This is a genomic window from Bradyrhizobium sp. SZCCHNR1051 (assembly GCF_032489615.1).
In the GTDB taxonomy this organism is placed as follows: Bacteria; Pseudomonadota; Alphaproteobacteria; order Rhizobiales; family Xanthobacteraceae; genus Bradyrhizobium.
In genome coordinates this window covers 31,518-54,304 of the sequence record NZ_JAUEYJ010000030.1, presented here as the reverse complement: position 1 = coordinate 54,304, position 22,787 = coordinate 31,518, and the positions used below count along the sequence as shown (strand labels likewise).

Annotated in this window: 17 protein-coding genes; 15 read left to right on the top strand and 2 right to left on the bottom strand. The window is 65.5% G+C overall.

Annotated features, from left to right (window positions below; translation table 11 throughout):
- Positions 1-26: 26 nt before the first annotated feature.
- Complete coding sequence (locus QW868_RS30300) at positions 27-5,081, bottom strand: helicase (RefSeq protein ID WP_316232272.1); 5,055 nt, start codon at positions 5,079-5,081, stop codon at positions 27-29.
- Positions 5,082-5,530: 449 nt separating this feature from the next.
- Between QW868_RS30300 and QW868_RS30295 the strand changes: the two genes are divergently transcribed.
- The 14 genes from QW868_RS30295 (at position 5,531) to QW868_RS30230 (ending at position 19,198) form a co-directional block, all read left to right on the top strand.
- A complete protein-coding gene (locus QW868_RS30295) occupies positions 5,531-5,767 on the top strand; it encodes a hypothetical protein (RefSeq protein WP_315775874.1) in 237 nt (78 codons plus the stop codon).
- Positions 5,768-5,999: 232 nt separating this feature from the next.
- A complete protein-coding gene (locus tag QW868_RS30290) occupies positions 6,000-7,838 on the top strand; it encodes a porin (protein ID WP_316232271.1) in 1,839 nt (612 codons plus the stop codon).
- A 137-nt stretch (positions 7,839-7,975) separates the two neighbouring features.
- A complete protein-coding gene (gspD, locus tag QW868_RS30285) occupies positions 7,976-10,333 on the top strand; it encodes a type II secretion system secretin GspD (RefSeq protein ID WP_316232270.1) in 2,358 nt (785 codons plus the stop codon).
- Positions 10,330-10,857, top strand: coding sequence for a tetratricopeptide repeat protein (locus tag QW868_RS30280; protein ID WP_316232269.1), 528 nt, complete (start codon positions 10,330-10,332; stop codon positions 10,855-10,857). The genes gspD and QW868_RS30280 overlap by 4 nt, the downstream gene beginning before the upstream one ends.
- Positions 10,858-10,970: 113 nt before the next feature.
- Positions 10,971-12,644, top strand: a complete 1,674-nt coding sequence (locus tag QW868_RS30275; RefSeq protein ID WP_316232268.1) for a GspE/PulE family protein — start codon at positions 10,971-10,973, stop codon at positions 12,642-12,644.
- A 4-nt stretch (positions 12,645-12,648) separates the two neighbouring features.
- Positions 12,649-13,863 (top strand): type II secretion system F family protein, encoded by a 1,215-nt coding sequence (locus tag QW868_RS30270; RefSeq protein WP_316232267.1) that lies wholly within the window; start codon positions 12,649-12,651, stop codon positions 13,861-13,863.
- 18 nt (positions 13,864-13,881) lie between these two features.
- The gene (gspG, locus tag QW868_RS30265; protein ID WP_316232266.1) at positions 13,882-14,361 is read left to right on the top strand and encodes a type II secretion system major pseudopilin GspG; all 480 of its coding nucleotides are present in this window, start codon (positions 13,882-13,884) and stop codon (positions 14,359-14,361) included.
- A 2-nt stretch (positions 14,362-14,363) separates the two neighbouring features.
- Entirely contained in the window at positions 14,364-14,837 is a 474-nt protein-coding gene (locus QW868_RS30260; RefSeq protein WP_315771935.1) for a prepilin-type N-terminal cleavage/methylation domain-containing protein, read from the top strand.
- The gene (locus tag QW868_RS30255; protein WP_315813765.1) at positions 14,806-15,219 is read left to right on the top strand and encodes a type II secretion system protein; all 414 of its coding nucleotides are present in this window, start codon (positions 14,806-14,808) and stop codon (positions 15,217-15,219) included. The genes QW868_RS30260 and QW868_RS30255 overlap by 32 nt, the downstream gene beginning before the upstream one ends.
- Positions 15,219-15,923: a prepilin-type N-terminal cleavage/methylation domain-containing protein gene (locus tag QW868_RS30250; RefSeq protein WP_316232265.1), complete on the top strand. Its 705-nt coding sequence runs from the start codon at positions 15,219-15,221 to the stop codon at positions 15,921-15,923. The genes QW868_RS30255 and QW868_RS30250 overlap by 1 nt, the downstream gene beginning before the upstream one ends.
- A gap of 2 nt (positions 15,924-15,925) precedes the next feature.
- A complete protein-coding gene (locus QW868_RS30245; RefSeq protein ID WP_315771940.1) occupies positions 15,926-16,867 on the top strand; it encodes a type II secretion system protein GspK in 942 nt (313 codons plus the stop codon).
- Positions 16,868-16,869: 2 nt separating this feature from the next.
- Entirely contained in the window at positions 16,870-17,967 is a 1,098-nt protein-coding gene (locus tag QW868_RS30240) for a PilN domain-containing protein (RefSeq protein ID WP_315771942.1), read from the top strand.
- A complete protein-coding gene (gene gspM / locus QW868_RS30235; RefSeq protein ID WP_315738695.1) occupies positions 17,964-18,521 on the top strand; it encodes a type II secretion system protein GspM in 558 nt (185 codons plus the stop codon). The genes QW868_RS30240 and gspM overlap by 4 nt, the downstream gene beginning before the upstream one ends.
- Positions 18,518-19,198: a hypothetical protein gene (locus QW868_RS30230; protein WP_316232264.1), complete on the top strand. Its 681-nt coding sequence runs from the start codon at positions 18,518-18,520 to the stop codon at positions 19,196-19,198. Before gspM ends, QW868_RS30230 begins: the two co-directional genes overlap by 4 nt.
- Positions 19,199-19,295: 97 nt before the next feature.
- Here QW868_RS30230 and QW868_RS30225 read toward each other — a convergent pair whose 3' ends face one another.
- Positions 19,296-19,598: a hypothetical protein gene (locus QW868_RS30225; protein ID WP_316232263.1), complete on the bottom strand. Its 303-nt coding sequence runs from the start codon at positions 19,596-19,598 to the stop codon at positions 19,296-19,298.
- Between the two features lie 575 nt (positions 19,599-20,173).
- Here QW868_RS30225 and QW868_RS30220 point away from each other — a divergent pair.
- Complete coding sequence (locus QW868_RS30220; protein WP_316232276.1) at positions 20,174-22,168, top strand: multicopper oxidase domain-containing protein; 1,995 nt, start codon at positions 20,174-20,176, stop codon at positions 22,166-22,168.
- Positions 22,169-22,787 lie beyond the last annotated feature (619 nt).

The window sequence follows — 22,787 nt, the reverse complement described above, 5'->3', positions numbered from 1 at the left end:
TTTCGTGCGCCGGCCTTGCCGCCGAGTCATTGGCCCCAGGCGGCAAACGCATCCTTGAATGCACGCTCACCGTCCGCTCCCTTCTCGATCGCCAGCACCGCCCGGCTGCCGCCATTGTAGACGATCGGGATGTCGATCCAGTCCTTGCCCTTGAGCAGCAACACGTTCCGCTTCATGTCGACATCACCCGCCGACAGCGCGATCATGAAGAACTCTGGCGTCACTTTGGCGGTCATGGTGGTCAACGGGGTCCCGCGGCCCGCTTCCTTGGGCTTCATGCTGACGCCCTTCAAAGTCTCCACCCCGACGTGAGACGGATCGTCCGGCCAGTTGAACTTGATCTCCATGATGTGGCTCGCTGGCATTTCGGTTTCCTTATTTGGACGCAGCGACAACGTCGCCTTCATCCTCTTGTCGATCTCCACATCGCCTTTGATCGATGCCGGCACCGCTCCTGCCTCAGGCTCGACATGCCAGGTTACCTTCCCGAGATAGCGCTTGCCGTTCGGATCCTGCGGATCCTCCTGATACAGCACGGCGTGGGATACCATCGTCGCGGTCGCGTTCCCCGTGGTGATCGCATCGCCGCCTGCACCGCCCCTGACGTCGGGCGTGATCCGATCCGCGGTGACCTTGCGGGGCTCGGTGCCGGCCGGTAGCGCGGCGGCCGGCGAGGCCGCATTCCAGGAGACCGGGAGTCGGTTCAAGACCGTCTGCCAGGACGTCGTGATCCGGCTCGCCGCCGGCTGCCAGTAGATCGATGCGCCAACCACCGCGACCGCCAAGCCGGCGGCAGCGGCCATCATGTGCCGGCGGAGCGAGCGGTGTGGACGCCTCGCTCCATGATCAGGCCGCGGACGCCGACCCGGCGACAGCGCGCGATGATCGATACGGACAGCGGCAGGCTCCGACTCGGCTTGACCGAGTGTCATCGTCTCGGACGTTTCCACCTCGTGGGCGAGCACGGCCACTCGTGCGACGGCGACATCGTCCGCCGGCGGCCTTGCAGCCTGCGCAAAACGATCGGCCACGGGCGGCTCATTCTCCGCGATTTCGACCGGCGCTGCGGGCGCGACGGACGTTGGCGGCGCAGAGGCGGGCGTATCAGACGACGAGGCGGCAGGCGTTTCGTCGGTCGCGACCTCACGCGCCCCGCGCCGCGATGGGCGTGCATCGATGCCGGCGCCTGTCCTGTTGCTCAGCCAATCCGGCACCGGACTCTCGATCGAGATGGCCGGCTCGTCGCGTTGCTCCGACAGCCGGGCCATCGACAGGCTTTCGGCCACCGTGGCGATCTCGTCTTCCAGCGAATAGGCGCGGCGCGTCAGGGATTGCGCAGATGCAGGGTGATCCGCCGCCGTGCCAGCAGCGGGTCCCGTGGCAGCCGGATGCATACCGGTTGCCGGCTGTGCCGATGGCTGCGGTGAGCCGACGGCTGCAAGCGCGACCGGATCGACCCGGCGAGCGTGCTCCCGAAGTCTGATCATCCGGTCGGGAAACAGCATCTTGACGAAATCGCAGAGCGCTGCGCCCGGCAGCAGGAACTGGCGCATGGCAGCCGGACCGCTGCGCAGGATGCTGCGTGCGATGGTTTCGATGTCGTGCTCACCTTGCGCGACGCGCTCGCCGGTCTGCCGATCGTCCTCGATGACGACGACCTTGCGGGCCCGGAGCATCGCAGTGAGTTCGCGCAGATTGGATTGCGAGGCATCGTCGATGACGACGAGATCAAATGCGCCGAGCCGGGCCGGTAGCTGCTCGGCCACGCGCCATGCCGGCACGAGCTGGCATGGGATGCCTTCGTAGCAGCTCTCGAGTGCCTCGCGTGTAACCTGACGCAACCGGCATGCGGTGGGGCCGGAACAGGTCGCTGCCATTTTTCGCAGCGTGGTCATGAACACGGTGAGGGCCTGCCTCATGGCGCTGCCGGTGTTCTGTACCAGGCCGAGATGCATCCGTGCCACGACCACCTGGCCGAACAGCTCGCGCAGTCGCATCTCCATCGCCGCGCGCTGGTCGGACAGATCTCGCAAGCGCTGATGCTGACCGATGCCTTCGTTCTGCCGCATCAGCACCGCCCAGTTCCAGGCCATCATCCAATCTGCAACGAGCACCGGATCGCCGGTCTGCGGATGTGCCGGCTCGGTCCTGAGCCGACGGGCGAAGGCATCTGCTCCGGCCTCGGTCATCGCTCGGCAGACCTCGTCGAGCAGCTCGAGATCCTGGCGCCGGTCGTGCAGCGACTTCAGCCGGGTGCGAAGGGTGGTCCAACGCGTCTCGATGTCGCGCGGCTCGACACCATCGCAGCCGATCTGCGACAGCACGTCGGCATGAGCCAGCGTTGTGAGCTTACCGCTGCCGCGAAACAGCCCGTTCAGCCGGGTGAGCTCCAGCCGCTGCTTGGTGATGCGGAGAGCCATGCTCCTCACCGCAGCTGCCAGCGCAGAAAGTCGTCGGCCGTCGCCGAGCAATCCGGCGATCGCGTCGTCCGACATCGACAGCTTCGGTGCGGCGGTGAGAACATTGCGCTTCGCCAGCGCCGCCAGCACGATCGCGGCCTCGACGCTTTTGACGACGCGCTCGTGACCGTGGAACGTGTGAGAGGAGTCCGGCTCGGGCGCAGGCGCACCGATTTCGGCCGCCAGCGATCGCCATCTGGCGTCGAGCGAATGCAGGTGACGACGCCAGGTCAGATAGTCGCGAACATGGCCCCAGTCGGCCGCGCCTTTCGGCGCGAAGCCCGCCACCCTGATCGCCTCCACGGTCTGCTTCAACGCACGGCCGGACAGGGAGAATGTCGCGAACGGCCTTGCTCCGGCCGACAGCCGTTCGACAATCGTGAGCAGTTCCTGGCTGGCGAAGGCGTCCGCCGGCGTTTCCACCGGCCGAACCAGGAAGCCGGCACGTTGCGACAGCAGGGACGACGCATCGCGGGCAAAATCGACGAGGATGCCACCGTCAACCGACATTGCATCGGCCTTGCGGCCGACCGGCGACAGCGCTGCGAGCCAGGGCTCGTCGGCAATGACCCGGTGGGCCGCCGCGAGCGCGTCGAGGTCGCCGGCGAGCAAGTCCGCTCCGTCCGGCCCGAGCTCCGCGATGATCTGGCAGGCAAGCCGGCCGTCACGGCTTTCGCCGTCGATCCGCGCCGGCTGCAGGTCCTGGTGCAGACGTCTCACTGTCGCGGCGTCCGGCAGGGCCGCGATTTCCGGGAGCGCGTCGTCGACATATGCGAGATCGGCACCCAGCCGAACACGCGCCTCACGGGCCTGCTCGACCGCCGCAACCAGAAGGTCGTTCTCACTCACGAATCGTGACGGCTGGTCGGTGAACCAGGCATAGGCGTCGCGGTCGGCGATCAGCGTCGTCAACGCGTCGAACGGCAGGTCGGGGACACCGGATGACCGCAGCATGCTGCGGCTGGCGATGTCTGCGAACGCATCATCGAGACGTGATATCTCGACGCTGGTCGCGATGATGTCGCGCTCCAGCCGATTGACCTGTTCCGCCTGCGCGCGCGGGTTCGTGGTCTTGAGGATCGACAGCAGCCGGCTGACGACTGTCTCTGCATGCTTCAAGACGTCCTTGTCGGAGCCGGTCAGATCGACGGTCAGATCACGGACGGCGCGCGGCAGCTTCTCGGACAACAGTCCGAGTGCAGCCTCGTTGCGCGAGACGACGAGAACGCGCAGGCCCATTGCGAGGTGATGGCAAACCAGGTTGACGAGGGTGGACGTGCGCTCGGACCCGCGCGCGCCTTGCACGACAAGTCCGTCCGATCGCCGGAGCTGTCGCACGATCTCCATCTGGTCGGAGTTCGTCGGCAGCGGAAAGAACAGGTCGCCGTGATCCGCCGCGATCTGCGCATCCGGCCCGACGTCGATCGGGTCACCGATCACGCCGGATAGACGACGGCGCGCGCCGTCATGGGCTTCGTGGTCCGGCGCGCCAAGCAGGAGGCGAGACAGTGCGGCCAGGCAGCAAGCGTCGCCGGGCGCGTATTCGATCGCTCGCTTCAGTCGGTCGATGTCGCGCAACAGCAGTGCGTCCGAGCGCGGCCGCGCAAAGATCACCCAGCGATCGGAGACGACCAGTTGCTCGTCCTCCTCGGGAAGCAGCAACGCGGAGTCGGGCATGGTGGGACAGTAGATCCCATGCGGGTCGAGCTGTGAGCCGATGGCGCTGAGAACCGGCTCGAAGCTGGCGGGCTGGAATGGCGAAAGCTCGTTGCCGCGCTCGATCGTCTCGAGCAACTGCTCGGCCGTTTGCCCCGCCAAGCCGGCCGCTGATGTCAGCGGTTCGAACGCCTTGAGATTGGCCGTCGCGCCGACCATGCGGGGCCGGATTCTGATTTCGGTGTCGGAGCCATCGAGGACCTCGATCTCGACCAGGCGTTCGAGCAGCGGCAGATCCAGCTCGCGGCCTTGTCGCCGCCAGCGTGACACGCCAACGCCCCACACGATTTCGCAGCTGCCATCGTTGCCTCCGGCTCCCGCCACGCGAGCCATCTCGCGCAATCGCTGGTGAACCGCGATGGTCTTGCGGCGTGGCCGCTCGGCCGCGGCCCAATTGGCCCACGAGCCGGCGAGATAGCGGTCCAGACGCTCGACGATGTCCGGGCGCTGCTCAAGATGCAATCGCACGCTCCAGAGCCCGGCGGCCACCCCCGGGCCGTTCGCCGGCGAGCAGTGCTCGGCGCGTGCGTGACCGGCCGCGATCAGCAGGTCTTTTTCCGCCGCGTGCACCGTGATCGTCACGCGCTGCCGAACCAGAGGGCGACGGTCCGGATCGGCGGACACGTCGATCCACATCGCCAGGTCGTACTCGACGGCGGGAGGATCGGTGGCGACCAGGCGTTCGATGGAGAGCCACACGGGGCCATCAGCATCGAACGTGTTGTAGGTAATGCCGGGCAGCTTCTCCAGCTCATGCTGATGAAACACGAAGCATTGTCCGCCCGCAAGCCGATGGTCAGACAGGCGCGCGACCGCACGTGCATCGCGCAGGATCATCTCGGTGAGATATCCAAGAACATTCTGCAACGGTCCGGCCGCCGGCTCCAACCGATGGACAGCGTTCATAGTGCCTCTCCGATGATAGCGGCGACCAAGCGAAGCAATCGGTTCACCCTCAACTCCCGTCCTGACGTTCGTCCCGCTTTGCAGAAAATTCCGTCACGCGCGTCGAAGAAGATGGACGTATCTGACTATTCACGATCCCGATGTGGCCAGGCGACGTCTTTCGTCGACGGCATTCGAGGGAATACTGAAGCCAACGTCAGATAGACCGCACTAACTGGCGAATAGTAGCGTCACGCAATGCGGCGTAATGATGGGAGCTAGTCCGGGCGTGTCGTCGGTCCTGAAAATTGCGCCAACTGATTTGTTATCATTTCGAGAACCGCCGCTGTCGGTTCGCGTAACCGGTTTAGAATCCCTTTAAAGAAGCCGAGCGTCTTTCCGGTTTGACTGCCTTGATCGGAAACGGCTGGTATTCGCGTGCGTAGATGCGGCATCTCCATGAGAGAAGCATGCGGCGTCTTGCCGCAATCTCAGTCGCGATCACTTGCGGTTTTTCGTCGGATTCCATCGCTTCGTCCGAGCTGCGCCATCGCGCCAACGCAATTTCTTTCGGAGTAGGGCCGTCGCTGACGAAGTGTGACATCGCTTATTACTTCGCGATGCAAAGGCATGAATGCAGCTCTACGCTGCGCTACTCGGCGCTTCGCACGCCGGACATGAACCCAGCAGCAATTATCAATGACTGAAAACACTTAGCCAGATCTCGGCAGGGTCCGAGCGATTGGTAGGCCCAGCCGCGCCTCTGCCGCGCAACGAGCGCCGCCCAAGTGCTGACACGCGAGCATCCCCGACGAGCCCAAGTATCGACATCGCGGGCTTCTAGCGCGAATGGCTCGCAGTCGCGCACGAATTCTGTGCTCACGGCGGCGCGGGCGAAGGGGATGCACGTCCGCGCATCATCATGGGGAGGTTTGACTGATGGTCTTGATTAGCTGCAGCGGAAGGCGCGCAGATTGCTCCGCGTCTTCACACGACGGCGCTTTGAGTATTGGCAAAGGCGGCGGCCCGCTTCGCGGCCGCGACCGACTCCTGCCATCTCTGCTTGCCGCCGTATCGACATTGGCGTTGAGCGCGGCAGCAGCCCAGGCGGCCGACGCCGGCTCGGCGCGGTCCACGGACGGGGCGGCCGTCAAAGCGCTGATGGCGAAGCTCGAGTCCATGGAGCAGCGCATCAACAGCCTTCAAGTCGAGCTCAAGGACGCCAAGGCAAAGAAGACGACCAGCGTCGGGCAGTCCGCATCACTTGCATCCCGCCGCCCGTCCGATCCGATGCCTCTGATCGGCGCCAAGGACGCGCGTGCCGGCGGCGCGAAGGCATCCGACAACGCGCAGGCTGCATCCAGGTTGCCGGTCGGCAATGCCATGGCGCTCGCCGACCCGAAGGACGTCAAGGCCAGTGGATCGAAGGCGGCTGATGCCGCACCATCGTCGTCCCCGGCATCACGGCTCGCGGCAGCGTTCGCCGATTCGGATTCCAAGCCGCGATTTCTCCCAGCAGCCGATCTGAAAGCGCCTGCGCCGCAGCCCAGCAGAGACCTGTTCGGTGCCGCGCCGTCGCCGGTCCCCGGCATGAAGATCGGCATGTACGGCGAGATCAAGTTCGGCTCGGTGCAAAATCCCGCAGCTAACGGTCAGTGGCAGAACGGCTTCGACATGGCCCGCCTGGTCTTGCTGCCGACCTATCAGGTCAATGACTCCATCACCTTCAACGCGGAGCTGGAATGGGAGCATGGCGGCATCGCGTTCGACAATGACGACAAGCTCCACGGTGCGGTCGAGGTCGAGCAGGCCTTCTTCGACATCAAGTTCAACGACCACTTCACCCTGCGCTCGCCGGGTATCGACCTGATCCCGATCTCCTTCACCAACCTGTATCACGAGCCGACGCTGTTCTACAGCGTGCATCGGCCGGAGCTCGCCAACGGCCTGATCCCGACGACCTGGTATGCGCCATCGGCAGGATTTCATGGCAAGATCATCGATGGCTTGAACTACCAGTTCCAGGTCAGCCAGAGCGCGGAGGACTTCGGCGACGGATTCGATCATCGCGGCGACAATGGCCACATCAATCCGGGCGGCTATGAAGGCGGCATCAGCGGCTCGGAAGCGCTCGCGCTGTCGCGAGCGCCGATCGGCGACTATCGGCAGCTGAGCAACCAGCTCGCCTATACGCTCCGGCTGAGCTACACGCCATCGTTCCTCCCCGGCTTTGCCGGAAGCTCGGCGATCTATTATTCGCCGAACGTCACGCCGCGGGGCGCCTATGCGACGCTGCCGGACGGCAGCGAGGTTCCGCTCGGCAAGAACGCGATGACGATCTTCAATACCGAGGCTCGCTATCGCGTTCCGAACACCGGGCTGGAGCTGCGGGCTGAATATGCCCATGTAAACTTCTCCAATCCGGAGAACCTCCGCGCCAACAATGATCTCGTCGACGACAACAACGTCGGCAAGAACATGTGGGGCTATTCCGGCGAGATCGCCTACCACTTCAGGGCGCCGAACGACTACGATATCGTGCCGTTCTACCGCTATACCCGACAGAACTTCCAGACGTCGGGCATGCTCGGCTCCGATCTCACCAACGGCCTGAACAACATCACGGGCAGCGGTGACATGACGTTCCACGATGTCGGCATTGCCGTGTTTCCCAATCCGAGCCTTGTCTACAAGCTGAACTACACCAAGGTGATCGATCACAGCGCGGCGGGGGCGATGTCCGATCGGGTTCTCGCCGGCGTCGGCTGGCTCTGGTAGCCGACCGACGCGAGCAGGGGCCGTGGCCTGACGGCAGCGGCGTCTCCTCGCAAGACACAGGTTGGAGCACCGGGGCGGAAAGCGACCGCTCTCCGCCCGGGTGTGCCTCGAAACGAAGAACGGACTCGGCAGATCGGGTGGGCGGGCGAGTGGTTGAGATTGCTGATTTGAGCGCAGGTTGGCTGCGATGCCGCACGCTCGCAACGCTGGTCATGGTGTCGATCGCGTTGGCGGGCTGCAACCCGGCGACGCTCGGCAGCGATAGCCGCGGCGATGACGTGCTTGACAAGGTCGGCCGGATCGACCTTTCGCCGCGCTATCCCAGGCAGGCCATGCCGGAGCAGTCGCCGGCGGCGCGGCGCGCCCGTGCCGAGATCTATGCCGGCAACGACGATGCACGGGATGCCAGGGACGCGCGAGCGGAAGCGCCGGCCGCGGGCTCGCTTCCGATCCAGCAGGTGGCGGCGCATTCGCAGCCGGTTGGCAACGGGTTCGAGCTGAACTTCGAGAATACGCCGATCGCGACGGTGGCCAAGGTCGTGCTCGGCGACGTCCTCGGCGTCGGCTACACCATCGATCCAAGGATCCAGGGAACGGTCAGCCTGTCCTCGGTGCGCCCGGTCCCGAAATCGGACGTTGCCTATGTGCTCGAGAACGCGCTCCGGCTCTCGGGGACGGCGCTGGTTCGCGACAACTCCGGATACCGGCTGATTCCGCTTGGCGACGCGGTCGGCGCCGGCAACGTCGATCCCGCCGGAGGCTCGGCAGAGCCTGGCTACGGCATCTCCGTGCTGCCGCTGCAATATGTCTCCGCCCCGACACTGCTGAAGCTGCTCGACAGCTTTGCGCTCAAGCCGGGCACGGTGCGCGCCGACCCGGGCCGCAACCTGCTGCTGATCCAGGGGACCGGCGCCGAGCGCCGCACCGCGATCGATGCCGCGCTGAGCTTCGATGCGGACTGGATGCGCGGACAGTCGGTCGGGATCTTTCCGATCGTCAATGGCAATCCCGAGCCGATCGTCGCCGAGCTCGAGAAGATCATGGACACAGGCGACAGCGGGCTCGGCCAGAACATGGTCAAGTTCCAGACTGTCAGCCGGATGAACGCCGTCATGATCATCAGCCGCAAGCCGGCGCTGCTGCATACGGCGGAGACCTGGATCAAGCGGCTGGATGCCGGCAACACGCTGCGCAACAGCGTCCATGTCTACCGTGTCAAGTATGGCGAGGCGCGCCAGATGGCGCGGGTGCTGAACGACATGTTCACCGGAAACGCGGGCAGCGCGGCCGAGGGATCGTCGACTGACCTCGCTCCCGGGTCGGGAGCATCGTCGAGCTCGAGCAGCGAGCGGCTCTCGGCCGCCGGCACGACGGCACAGTCGGGCGGCTTCGCGAGCCAGCAGCAGGGCAACGCCGGCCTTGTCGCCAACCGCGGCTTCGGCGGGACGCCGCCACCGACCCAGGCTGGCCTCGATGCGGGATCGGAATCGCGCGCAACGGGCGCGGGCGGCAAGCCGCTCATGGAGGGCGTGCGGATCACGCCCGACGTCGTCAACAACACGCTTCTCATCTATGCGGACAGGGAAAACTATCGGCTGATCGAAGCCACCCTGCGTCAGTGCGATCGTCCGCAGCTGCAGGTCGCAATCGACGCGACGATCGCCGAAGTCACGCTCAACGATTCGCTGAACTACGGCGTGCAGGCCTATCTCACCAGCAAGAATCTCGGCCTGAAGCCCGACCAGGGGTCAGCGCTCAACACCACCTCGACATCGGCGCCGGCAACGGTTGCCTCGGCCGCGGGAACGATCACCAACGCCTTTCTCAGCCGCGCTTTCCCCGGGTTCAATTTCCTGGTCGGCTCGGAATCCCAGCCGAGCGCGATCCTGAGTGCGTTGCATACGGTCACCGACGTCAAGGTGCTGTCCAACCCATCGCTGGTGGTGATCGACAACCAGGCGGCGACTTTGCAGGTCGGCGATCAGGTGCCGGTGTCGACCGGCAGCGCGACGGTGCTCACGACAAACAACACGGTCGTCAACACGATCGATTACCGCAACACCGGTATCATCCTGCGGGTCGCTCCGCGGGTCAACGAGAACGGCAACGTCCGGCTGGAGATCGAGCAGGAGATCAGCAACGTCTCGCCGCAGACCGCCAACAGCCTCACGCCGACGGTTGCGCAGCGCAAGGTGAAGAGTTCGGTCGCAGTCGCCAGCGGCCAGACCGTGCTGCTGGCCGGTCTCATCAGCGAGACCCATCAGGGCAGCCGCAGTGGCATTCCGGGGATCGACCAGATCCCGGGTCTCGGCGACCTGTTCAGCAACAACGACCGCAGCCGCGGGCGGACCGAGCTGATCATCTTCATTCGCCCCCAGATCATCCGCGACGGGACCGACGCCCATTACGTCGCCGAGGAGCTGCGCTCCAAGCTGCGCGGCACGATCAGGCCGGTGTCGACGAGTGCGCTCCAGGCGCCGCGGAGCAATCGATGACGCGGCAAGCGACGGCCGCCTTCGCCATTCTGGCGCTTGCCTTGAGCACCGCTCCGTCCGGCGCGCGGCCGAAGGGAGACGGATGGGCCGCGCTCGCGCATGGCGACTATGTCAGGGCGGCGGCGTTGCTGGCGCCGATGGCGCAGCGCGGACATCCGCGGGCCATGACCGCGCTGGGCTACATGTACGACAACGGGTTCGGTGTTCCGCAGTCCTACGAGGCCGCGGTCGAGCTCTATGCCGGAGCCGCCGAACGCGGCGATCCCACGGCGCAGCATCATTTGGGCCTGAACTACGACAAGGGGCATGGCGTGTGCCGGGACCATGTGCTGGCCTACAAATGGCTGAGCCTGGCAGCGGCTGCCGCGCCCGTTCCCCTGCGCGAACCTTATCTGCGAATTCGCGATGCGGTCGCACTCAAGATGTCACCTGATCAGATCGTCGACGGTCAGCGCCTCGCGCTCGAATGGCGGCAGACACAGACGACCAGGGTTGGTGCGGCCGCATCGGATTCAGGTTTGTAGTTCTTCTAATCAGGTCATCGCAGAAGTGTCATCTTTGACATCGACAACGAACCGTTCAACGATCCGGCCCTCGGCAATGAGGTGATCGACAACGATCCATCACGGGACGCGCCATGAGCTCGACTCCTCTTCTCCGATTTGCTGACGATCTGCAGGGTGGCGGAGGGGCGGACGGTCTCGCCGCTCGATCGGTCGGCGCGGCGCGCGAAAGCGCGGGGATGAGATCAACGGCGGCGACCGATGCCGCAATTCCCGAATCCGCCGACGACATCGCGCGACAGCTCGGATTGCCTCGGATCGCGCTGCCGGATCTGCTGGCGTCCAAGCCGCTGGCCGAGCACTTTTCGCGGCGCTTCCTGCGGGAGACGATGGTCTTCCCGTTCCAATCCGCCGGGCACGGACCATGCCTTGCGGTGGCCGATCCCCGCGACACCGCGGCTGCACGCGCCGCGGAGCTGGTGTTCGGCACGGCGGTCGAACTGGTGGTCGCCTCCGCCGAGGATGTTGCCACCGCGCTGAACCGGCTCGCCGGCGAGGACGAGGTACCGGCGCGCAACGAAACGGCTGAGCCGCAGCTGCGCGACGACGACATCGAGGGTTTGCGCGACCTCGCCACCGGAGCGCCGGTGGTGCGCGCCGTCAACGATCTGTTCGAGCAGGCGGTCGAGCTGCGCGCCAGCGACATTCACGTCGAAGCGATGCGGAGCGGGTTGTCGGTCCGGATGCGCGTGGACGGCCTGTTGAAGCCGGTCCCTGAGCCGTCGGGCGTGCTGCCGCAAGCCGTCATCTCGCGCATCAAGATCGTCGCCGGGCTGAATATCGCCGAACGGCGCCTGCCTCAGGATGGCGCTGCGCGGCTCCGCGCCGGCCGCTTCGAGCTCGACGTGCGCGTTGCCGTGATGCCGACGCAGCATGGCGAGTCGGCGGTGATCCGGCTGCTCCCGAAGGACCGGGGCCTGCTCGCCATCGAGAAGCTCGGCTTTGCCCCGCACGACGATCGATCGCTCCGCCGCCTGCTGGCGCTGCCGCATGGCATGATCGTGATCTGCGGGCCGACCGGCAGCGGCAAGACCACGACGCTCGCGACCGCGCTGTCGATCCTCAACGAGCCGACGCGGAAGATCCTCACGATCGAGGATCCGGTCGAGTACGAGATTCCCGGCATCAACCAGTCGCAGGTCAAGCCATCGATCGGGTTGACCTTCGCCTCTGCCTTGCGGTCCTTCGTGAGGCAGGACCCGGATGTCATCATGGTCGGCGAGGTGCGCGACGACGAGACCGCCCATGTCGCGGTCCATGCGGCGCTGACCGGCCATCTCGTGCTGACCACGCTGCACACCGAAAACGCTGCGGCGGCGGTGCCGCGGTTGCTCGATCTCGGCGTCGAAGATTTTCTGTTGCGATCGACGCTCCGCGCGGTGATCGCGCAGCGGCTGGTGCGCCGGCTGTGCGAGCGCTGCAGGTCGAAAAGGATGCTGAGCGCCGCCGATCTCTGCGCGGACCCGCGCTACGCCGCGGTGGGCTTCGACGTCGGCGAGACGGTCTATGAGCCGGCGGGCTGTGAGAGCTGCGGCGGTACCGGCTATCGGGGCCGGCTCGGCATCTTCGAGGTCCTGGAGCTGACTCCGGAGATCCGATCGCTGATCCAGGGCACGGCCGATGCGGCCGTGATCGACCGCAGCGCCATTCTGAACGGCATGACCACGATGCTCGACGATGGCCTCGAAAAGTGCCGGGCCGGCGCCACGTCGGTCGCGGAAATCCTGCGCGTTACAACGTTGCGGTGAGCCGGTGAGCAAGTTCCGCTATCGCGCACTGACCGAGAACGGCGACGTGGTGCGCGGCACGATCTCGGCTGCGACGGCCAAGGAGGTGATTGACCGGATCGAGTATCTGCGGCTGTTGCCGATCGAGACGATCGAGGAAAGGACCGCGAGCTTCGTCGCGCGCGACATACTTGCGCTGCTCGGCGGTCCGACCCACGGCGATGTCACGACCTTCACGCGCGATCTGGCGCTGTTGTTGAAAGCCGGGGCACGGCTCGAGGAGTCGCTCGAACTGCTGGCCGGCGACGCCGATATCGGGCGGCTGCGTCCGATCATCGGCCGGTTGCGATCCAGCGTGCTGGCGGGAGAAAGTTTCGCCGATGCGCTGTCGCATCATGCTGTGCAGTTTCCTGCGATGTATGTCGCGCTGGTGCGGGTCGGCGAGGTCTCGGGCACCCTCGATCACGTGCTCGACGTGCTCGGCGCCGAGCGGGCGCGCGCGGAAGCCATGCGTCGCAAGCTCAGTGACGCGATGCAGTATCCGTGTTTCGTGCTGATCGCCGCGTGTCTGGTGATGCTGTTCTTCTTCATCGTCGTGCTGCCGCAGTTTTCGGCCGTGCTGCGCGACTTCGGCGCCAGGACCGATGCCACCATCAACACGTTTCTGGACATCTCCGATTTTGTGCGCGGCAACGGCACGGCGATGGCGCTATCGGCAAGCGCGCTGATCGCTGCAGGTCTGCTCGCTTTCAGCCGCGCCGGCGTACGGGCTGCGGTGATTGCGCGGCTCTGCCGACTTCCGGGTCTTGCGACCGTGTTCCGGTCGTATCGCACGAGCGTGTTCTGCCGCAATCTCGCGATCCTGCTTGGCAGCGGGCTGACATTGACGGCGACGCTGCGCATCCTGGTCGACATCATGTCGGTCACCGGCAGCGGTGCAGCGTGGAACGCCGCCGCTGACCGTGTTCGTCACGGCGGCAAGCTGTCGGAAGCGCTGGCCGCGACGAACATTCTGCCGGCCATGGCCACGCGGATGATCCGGATCGGCGAAGAGACCGGACAACTGCCGGTCCTCGCCGGCCGCATCGCTGAGTTCTACGAGGCGAAGCTGCAGCGCGGCCTCGATCGCATCGTGGGCATCGTCGGTCCGGCCGCGATCATTCTCATCAGCACCGTCGTTGGCGGCCTCATCGTCTCGGTGATGACCGCACTCCTGTCGGTGACGCAACTCGTCGGGTAGCACAAGATGGACCATCGCATGAAACAGGCAGGGATCAGCGGCACCGCGCGGCGGAGACGCACCGCGCGCGACGACCCTCAGAGCGGCTTCACGCTCGTCGAGATGCTGGTCGTCATTGCCATCATCGGAATGATCATGGGTCTGATCGGACCGCGTGTGCTGTCCTCCCTGAACGAATCCCGGGTCAAGACGGCCCGGATTCAAATTCAGAGTTTTTCCAGCGCGCTCGATCTGTTCTATCTCGACACCGGCCGCTATCCGACCTCGTCGGAAGGCCTGACCGCGCTGGTCCGGCCCGCCTCGACCATCCCAGGCTGGGCGGGACCGTATCTCAAGGGAGGAAACGTCCCGAGCGATCCCTGGAGCCACGCTTACGTCTACCGCTCGCCCGGGCAGCATGTGCCCTACGAGATCGTGTCGTACGGATCGGACGGGCAGGAGGGTGGCGTGGATCTCGCCGCTGACATCTCCTCGTCGATGACGATCGGTGCCAAATAGCAATGGGGGGCCGCGACGGCTGCGAGGCCGGCTTCACTCTGATCGAGGTGGTGTGCGTGCTCGCGATCGTCGCGCTGCTGGCGTCCGTCGTGGTCCCCGCCGTATCGCGACAGACCTCGCGGCCGCAACTCGAAGCCTATGCGGTCGAGGCTGCTGCGCTGTTGAAGGCCGATCGCAATGCCGCGATCAGGCGGGGCCTCGAGGTCACGACTCGCATCGATGCGCAGGCGCGGTCGCTCCGCTCGGGCGCGAACGGGCAGGTCGTCCGCTTACCTGCGGACGTGCGGTTCGAGACGGTGCTGCCGCGCAGTTGCGACGAGCGGCCCGCCTTCGAGACCATCAGCTTCTTCGGATGGGGCAGGTCGTGCGGCGGCGTCATCACGCTCACCCATCTCGACGCCGGCTACCAAATTCGCGTCACTTGGCTGACAGGAAGGATCGAAGTTGTCTCAAACGCTGGTCTGTCGAAGCGATAGGGCGACAGCAGGATTCACGCTGATAGAGACGCTCGTCACGCTTGCGATCGTGGCGGTGTCGCTCGTCGCCATCGGTGCGCTCATGGGGTCCTCGGCGCGCGGCAGCAGGAAGCTGGAGCAGCACGTCGCGCTGGTGCAGGCCGCCTACGACGCGCTGTGGCTGGCCTTTCCGTCGCGCCTGCCGCCGGCATCTCCGACGCAGTCGGGGGAGGCGACGGCACATCTCTGGCGCGCGCAGGCGGAGCCCTTCCCCGTCGATATCGGCGCGCCGGGCGGCGCATCCGCCTGGATCCCGCAGAAGATCATGCTCCAGGTGCGATCGCCATCGGGCGCGACCATGGAGCTGGAAACCGTCCGGCTGTTCCGGAGGCGGGCCGAGTGATGACGACACGGGTCAACGATCGTCGAGCAGGCTTCACGCTGGTCGAAGCCCTCGTCGCAATGGTGGTGATGGGGCTGCTGGTCTCCGCGCTGTTCGCGATCACGGCGCAATGGCTGCCGAACTGGAATCGCGGTCTGCATCGCATCCAGCGCAGCGAATCGGTGAGCGTGGCGCTCGACCGCATTGCCGCCGATATCGCGGCCGCCGAGTTCATGAGGCCCGATGGACAGGCCAAGTCCGTTCTGTTCGACGGATCGGAGACGTCGATCACGCTCGTCCGAACGGCGCTCGGACCGCAGCGGGGCCGGGGTCTCGATGTGATCCGCATCGCCGAAAGCGGCGGTGGCGACGACGTGGCGTTGACGCGGACTCGCGCGGCCTTCGCACCTGGCAGTGTGTCCGCCTGGGAGTTCGCCGATCCGGTCGTGCTGCTGCAGGCGCCGTACCGGGTGTCGTTCGCCTATGCGGGGTCCGACCGGATCTGGAGTCCGTCGTGGCGCAATGCAGAGAAGCTGCCGGCAGCCGTGCGGGTGACGGTGCATGACGGAAGCCGCGGGAGCGCGCCATCGCTGTCGCGGATCGCGGTCATTCGTGTCTCGGCGCCGGCCGACAGCGTCTGCCGGCCCGCGGACACCAATTGCGACAGGCAGGCGCTTTCCGCCGATGCGACGGTCGGGCGTGCCTCCGCGGCATCGAAGCAATGATCATGTGCCGAGACAGCCATCCGCGAGAGTCTGATCCCGATGATCGGGAAGGTGGCTTCGTCCTCGTGGCGGTGCTCTGGCTCCTTGTCTCGCTCGCAGGACTCGCGGGAGCCCTGTCCGTCTATCTCGTCAGCACCGCCCAGCGGCTGTCGCTCGACGATGCGCGCCTGCGATCCGCCGCGCTGGTCCCCGCCGGCCTGGAGCTTGCGGCCTACAAATTGTTGGCGTTGCCGAAGCCGCAGCGCCCCGCTGCCGGGGCCTTTTCGTTCCGGCTCGATCATGCGCAGGTCTCGGTCGCGTTTCGGTCGGAAGCAGCTCGCATCGATCTCAATCATGCCTCCAAGCAGATGCTGGCCGCCTTGTTAGAGGGTCTCGGCGCGCGCGCTGACAGGGCCGGCGAATATGCCGAGCGGATCGTCGGCTGGCGAACGCCGCCGGCCGAGACCGGCGCGGACACAGAGCGCGATCTCTACCGCACAGCCGGTGCGGACTACATGCCGCGCACCGCGCCGTTCGCCAATGTCGAGGAGCTTCGGCTGGTGCTCAACCTGCCGCCGGCGCTGGTCGACAAGGCGATGCCCTTCGTGACCGTCTTCAGCGGCCGCAGGGAGGTCGACCCGCTGGAGGCCGCCCCCGAAGTGGTGGCCGCGCTTCCCGGAATGACGCCGGATCAGCTGAAGAGCTTCCTCGAGCAGCGAGCCGGCCTGCGTCGAGACGTCAGGTCGCTCAACGCGGCGCTCGGTCCCGCACGCGCCGCAGCGACGCTGGAGGTCGCCGATGCCGTCCGCGTGTGGATCACGATCGGCTTTGACGGCGGTCGCCGGGCCGCAACGGAGGCGGTCATCCTGCTGGGCGATGGTGACGATCCTTACCGGGTGCTGTCGTGGCGCGATGACGTCGATGCTCCGGGGATGCTCAAACAAGCGGGGAGGGCGCCGAGATGACGATGTCGACGAGAGTGCGCCACGAACTGGCGGCCTGGATCGGCTCCGTCGCCGAAACCATCGTCGCCGCGATCGGCCGGCTCAATATCAGGCCGGGGATTCGGCTGATCGAGACCGAACGGAACGTCTTCATCATGCGGATGGTCGCGCGGCCTCGGCGACCGGTCCCGCCGGATTGTCGCGTTCGTCTGCCGGACGGCCACGAGGCCTTTCCCGCACTTCCCGAGAGCTGGAAGACAGTCCTGCGCGGCAGCCGGATCGAAGTGGCGCTGAGATCGGACCGCTTCCTGTGGCGGCCGCTCGATCTGCCCAAGCGGGCCGTCGAGTTTCTCGATGCCATGATACGCTCGCAGCTCGATCGGCTGACGCCGTGGTCGGCCGAAGAGGCCGTGTTCGGCAGGACTGCGCCAGTAGAGATATCGGGTGAGCGCATCCGGACCATGGTGATCGCAGCACCAAGAGCGAAGCTGGATCCGCTCATTCGCCTTGCCGAGTCCTGGCGTGCCGGATCGATCGTCCTGTTTGCTGCGCCCGAGACGGCGCCGACGCCGCGTGACGACCGGCTCATTGCGTTCAGCGAAACGAGGCTGACCGAGCAGCGCTTGGAGGGAGCGTTCGACGTCGGCCGTATCAGTCGCGTCCTCACCGCGCTCCTGATGGTCGCCGCCCTCGCGGCGGCGCTGTCGTTCGCGACAACGAGCCTGCTGGGAGGACATCTGGACGAGCAGCAACGCCAGCTCGCGCAGAAGATCTCGGATCGGCGCGCAGCGCTGCGCCTCGATCTGCAAGGGGCCGACAGTGCCGCGCTGCGTAGCCTGATGCGACGCAAGCAGGAGACTCCCGCAGCGGTCGTGCTGCTGGAGGCGCTGTCCCGGATCCTACCGGACAACACCTACGTGACCGAGTTGCGGATCGAGAAGGACAGGATGCAAATCGTCGGCATGACCCAGGACGCGCCGGCGCTGGTCAAATTGATCGAGCAGTCGGCGCACTTCACGCGTGCGACCTTCTTCGCGCCGACCACGCGTTCGGCTGAGGATCCCGGAGAACGGTTCCATATCGAAGCTGGCATCAAGCCCCATTTTGGACTTGGCACATGAGCGTCGCAAAGCTCGTCACGGATAATTCCGCATCGCCCTCGATCGCCGCGGTCGCCTATGCGGGACTGCTGATCGTGCTGATCTCGGTCACGGTGCTGTCGATCAAGAGCATGATCGATCAGCGCAGCGAAGTGACCTCGCTCGCCGATACACTCCACCTGCTGGACGCCCACAGCATGGCGGCCGCGCGTCAGGACAGCAACGGCGATGCCGGCATGACGGGATCGGCCTTTCTCGAAGGACCGACCGTGACCGTAGCAGGAGCAGCGCTGCTGCAGCGCCTCGGCGACGTGGTGACGCGTCATGGCGGCAGCGTGTCGTCGTCGCAGCTCGATGTGCAGGGCCCCCGTGCCAAGGACGGTCATATCAGCGGGAGCGCGAACTTCGAGGCCGGTCAGTCCGACCTGCAGCCGATCCTCTACGATCTGGAGGCCGGCATGCCCTGTCTGTTCGTCGACGAGCTGGTCGTCGAGGGGCACGCCCCCGCGGCGGCATCCAGCGGAAAACTGCGCGTGCTGATCACGGTCTCTGGACAGTGGCAGGGCCCGCAATGAGCAGTCTCGCCAAGCTTTGCATGATCGGCTGTTGCAGCGTTCTGGCGGTGGGGTCGGCGTTCGGCATCGCTCATTCGACCGGCCTGGACGTCTCGGAAGCGGTCTCCGCCGAACAGCCGAGCGGATCGGCGCAAGCCTCGTCCATCGCGCAGCGACCGCCGTCGCGCACCGGCAACCCATTGTGGGGCATTCCGCTCGAGCAGCTGTCGGCAACGCGCGAACGCCCGCTGTTCTCGCCGTCTCGCCGCCCTCCGCCGACCGATGTCCCGCCGCCGGCCGTCGTGGCCGCTCCGGTGGTGCAGGAGCCGTCCGTTCCGGAACGGCCGCAGCTCGCGCTCGTCGGCACCGTCGTGAACGGGGACCGCGGCCTTGCCGTGTTCGTCGATACGAGCAGCAAGACGCCGTTGCGGATCAGAACCGGCGCAGACTATCGGGGTTGGACGCTGCGTCTCGTCGAGGCGAGATCGGTCACGCTGCAACGGGGCGAAGACGTCACCGTTCTCACGCTGCTGCCGACGCCGGCCCAGCCGACAAATTCAGCTAACGAAAGCTCTGCGCAGATGCCGTCAACCCCCACGGCGCCTCCGCTGGCTCAAGCAGGGCCGCCCTTTCTGTCGCCTGAGTCCAGGCTACTTCGGATGCATCAACGCCAACGTTCGGGACGCCGCCAATTGTGAGGATGGATCCGATCTGGATCGAGGCGCGACGGTGGACGCCGGACGGCCGCACCGGCATGCCCCGATCGAAGCCGATGCGGCTGTCGGTCGGTGGCGCTCAGCGCTTGCACAATCCGCTCGTCAGCACCCATCCCCTGTCCGTGAGAGCCGCGGAGACGATGTCGAAATACAGGCGCTTGTCGGGATCGTCCTCCGACACGAACGAGACCTGGCACAGGAAACGGCCGCCCTCGTCGCCCTTGTCGCAGGTCGCCTCGACGATCTTGAGGCCCTTGTCGTGGCGGACTCCGGATGACGGCGCCTCCTGCTCATAGGCCTTCTGGATGATCTCGGTGGTCGGTGCTCCACAGGCCATGCCGGTCACGTTGCAGGCCCATGCGAGAACAACAGCAAGCAGCATCGTTCGGTCTCCTCGGAGCGGGGCACTCACAAACATGTCCGGCAGCGTTCGCATCCGACACGATCTCATGAGCTTCATGGCGAGCTACGAGAGCTGGTTGTCGTTTTTGTGTCGCTGCTGTCCGCCACGCGCACAACGCAGCCGGCTGGATGTGTAGTTAGATCGATTCTTAAACGCCGGTCGGCAATTCTCACAAAGCGAAAGAAAACGTCACAAAGGAGCCACCCGACGTAGCGACGAAGGCAGAGGGGGACGATGCGGCAGATCGGCTGATGAGTTCGGACTGCTCATTCGAATTCCGCATCCCGGGAACGGTGATCGTTCCTACCGGTGTATCTCGAGCCAGATGGGGATCAGGCATGTTAGTTGGGCGTGTGCGCAAGCCAACTCTGCGATTACTGACATCGGCGGCCGCGATGTTGGCCGGTTTGACCGTTGCGGGTTCTGCGGCGCAGGCCCATGATCTGGCCGAGCCGACGGTGTTCAGGAGCTGGCACGGCGTGCTCGATCTGCTGATGATCGCACGCCCCAAGCCGATCTCGACGATCACCTATGCGCCCCCTGGGGGCTCGCCGATGAACCCGACCGGCTGGGTCTACGAGATCTGTCGGCGGCCCGCCTCAGGCGACAAATGTCCGGCCGGCGCCGCGGTGGCGGACTACGGTGGCGTGCGACTTGCCCTGCAGAAGGGGGATACGCTGAAGATCAGGCTGGTGAACCAGCTGCCGCAGCTCGACCCGGCCAAGGTGAATCACAACACCGATCCCGGTCAGGCCAATTTGTTTCGCAACCCGACCAACCTGCATACCCATGGGCTGATCGTCGAGCCGCGCGCGCCGACGCTGACCGACCAGACCTTCGGGGACTACGTCTTCGTTCAGGTCTTCAACTCGGCCAACGGCATGCCGGTGCCGCAGACGACCCATCAGCACGGCTCCAACAAGATGGACTCCGCGGACTTCCGGATCGAGATCCCGCGCAACCACCCGTCGGGCCAGTTCTGGTTTCACCCGCACATCCATGGCATTTCGCTCAACCAGGTCTCGCAGGGGCTGGCCGGCATCATCTCGGTCGGCGAGGTCTCGGACTACGCGCATGGCGATGCCAGGCATTCGCCGTTTCCGGACGCGAGCGTGCGCCATCTGATCCTGAAGGATCTTCAGGTCGCGCCCGGCGGCCCGGTGCAGTTCGACAGCGGTCCGGTGGACGTCCAGCCGGGCGAGGTGATCAACCAGCAGGATCCGGGCTTCTGCGCCCAGTTTCCGGCAGACAGCTCCGAAGTGCGTGAAGGGTCGTGCCCGGGCGTCGATCTGTCGGCCGATGGCGGCTCCAACTTCTCCGGCGGCAAATGGTTCTTCACGGTCAACGGCCAGACGTTCCCGAAGATCAAGGTCACCGATCCCGATGGCGAGATCTGGCGGCTTACCAATGCGTCCGGCAGCCTGTCCTACAATCTTCAGCTGACCGATGACGAGACGCAGAAGCCGATGGTCATGCAGCTGATCTCGGTCGACGGCGTGAGCGTGAACCTGCCGCAGGATACGACGATGGACACCATGGTTCGTCTCGGCGGCGCCCGCTTCAGGGTCGTTCCCTGTCCGCCGTCGCCGACGTCGGGCTTCCATTCGAAGCCGGTCTGCGTCACCCAGATGGTCATGATGCCGAGCTCGCGCACCGAAGTGTTCGTCACCTATCGCGATCCCGCGACGGGTGCGATCGCCAGCCTCGGGCGGTCTGCCTCCGCGACCTTCAAGATGGCCGGACTGACGATGGGCAGCGGCGATCAGTGGCCGGCGGTCGATCTCGCCAAGGTGCACTTCCACCAGCGCGGTTGGCGCAACCACATCGCCTACGCCATGGACATCAGGGGCGACGCCTTGGCGACCATGCAGCCATCAGGCATCCTCGATGCCAAGGTGCCGTATGCGAACGCTGCGCCGCTGCGTGCCGGCTGCCGTCCGCTGCCGGCGGGACATCGCCGCCGGATCTTCTTCGGCATCGCCGACCTGACCGACGACGGCACCTTCGGTCTCGGCTATGAGGAGGTCGATCAGAACGGCAACCCGGTGCCCGGCACCCAGCTTCCGGTGAGCCAGTTCGACCCGTCGCAGAACATCGTCTGCCTACCGCTCGCGCCGGGACAGCGCCCCGTCCACGAGACCTGGGAGCTGGTGCAGCTGTCGACGGAAAATCACAACTTCCACATTCACCAGACGCGCTTCCGGACCGTCAACAGCAAGGCGGGGGAGAACACGCCACTATCAGTATCGCTGAACAGGAGCATCGGCGGGGGCATGCTGCAGGACAACGTCCCGCTCGGCGTCGCGACTCCGAACGTCCCGGAAGTAATGGAATCCCAGAGCGGGGTCTGCAGCATCGAGCAGTGGCGGAACGGGCAGTGCACGTCGAAGCCCGTGGTGGTTGATATCCCGTTCTCACAGGTCGGCGAGTTCGTCTATCACTGCCATATTCTCGAACATGAGGACGGAGGCATGATGGCGAAGATCAAGGTCGTGCCCTCGCCCTATGGCGGCAATCCATGGGAGGCAATGAACCAGATGCCGCGGTAGTTGCGGCAGCGGTCTTCTGCCATGTCGTTCACGAGGTCGGCGCCACATCTGCGGCGCCGACCTTCGTTTGTGCGCAGCGATGCTCTTGCGCGGCTGCCTTACCGCCGCGAAGGACGATCGCCTGCCAAACGCGACGCGCTTTCCAGGTCCGGTTCGAAGAAGGAATTACGCATTTTGAATCGGTCTAAACGGCTGCAAACGTCTTTGCATGACTTTGAAATGTCAGGCTCGCGTGCCGCAAGCTGCACGAGCGCGGTCCCCGCGACGTGGCGATCTGCAGCAACATTGTTATTCCTCAGCCGCTCCGGCAAATCGCCAACATCGACGTGGCAATTCGCCGCAATCGAAACACTACTCTCTCGACTGACATTCGGAGCCATTTGCAGCGCGCTTGGTTGCGAACGTCGCAAGGACGGAGGCAGACCCGCGAACGGGTAGGGCTGTTGCCGAGGCAAAGTGTGATCGATCGCTCGGGTTCATTGTCGCACTGAACTGGATGGTTCGGAGCGTCGCTGCTGCCGTTTAGACGGCTTCGCAGGAGAGGTTGACAGCGATTGATGCCCTGAGAAGACGAAAATGCGTTCGGCGAGGGAGGGCGTACCATGGAAACAAAGTTGAG